General features: G+C 34.1%; 1 protein-coding gene. It reads right to left on the bottom strand.

Annotation, left to right across the window (positions count from 1 at the left end; all coding sequences use genetic code 11):
- Positions 1 to 175: 175 nt before the first annotated feature.
- On the bottom strand, positions 176 to 799 hold the full coding sequence (locus tag GSA01S_RS10290) for a CDP-alcohol phosphatidyltransferase family protein (protein ID WP_066127336.1): 624 nt from the start codon (positions 797 to 799) through the stop codon (positions 176 to 178).
- Positions 800 to 964: the final 165 nt, after the last annotated feature.

Raw genomic sequence — 964 nt, 5'->3', positions numbered from 1 at the left:
CTACTTCTGGTCTACTCCCAGCTACCAACTGTTATCTTTTGTCGCCATCATGCGCTTACTGATTCAATCCACATTTATTAGGTTACTACACTGTATATCACAATCCAAGCATCAAAAAAAGCTGGTCAGAAATCATACATTTCTATCCAGCCCTTAGCTTTATTCCAATCTTAGTTTAAAATTTAATCGGTCCTTGAATTAATAATAGTCCCAATGCAAAGATCCCTAATGCTAAAATAGCAAAAATAAAATTAGCAGGAATTCTAGGGAGTTCAATTTTTAATATAAAGCCCACTAAACATAATCCAAATGCTAAAATCCATAGATACATCACCAAGGCGGTGGGTGCTATCCAAGTTAAAATTGATAATAATGGTAACACCATCGCAATCGACACTAATGGTAAACCATAGACAGAACTTTCTTCTACTTCACCTTGAAGCTCCAAAGGCCGATTATAATGAGCAATTCGAGTCGCTACTGCTAGTAAATAAAAAGCAGCTACCATTACCGAAACCACGCTTTGATTAGTAATCTGCACTAACAAAACGCTCGGTGCCAATCCATACGTTACCATTTTACTTAAAGAATCCAATTCAATTGCAAACGATAATTCTTCTTCTTCCAAATCTTCTTGGTATTGATACGCTCCATTAAAAAAGTGGATGATTGCTCCAATAATAATCGACATAATGGCATAATGAGTCTCGCCAATCATGGTAAATCCTACTGATACTGACCCAAAAAACAGAAAAATAATGACCAATAGATTTGCTTTATTTAAATTTCCTAAAATCATGGTATCCCTCCTAAATCCTATTTACATCTATATTTTATCTAGTTTTGAAAACTATTTCAATCAATCTGCTAAAAATTGCCATAGAAATATTTTTTAACAGCGAACTTTTAAACATGATTGATCGATTATATAGAAATGTTCTTGATAGCCCGGTCATCAAATCTC

The organism is Globicatella sanguinis NBRC 15551 (assembly GCF_001552295.1).
GTDB classification, from domain to species: Bacteria; Bacillota; Bacilli; order Lactobacillales; family Aerococcaceae; genus Globicatella; species Globicatella sanguinis.
This window is presented reverse-complemented; position numbering and strand designations above follow the sequence as displayed.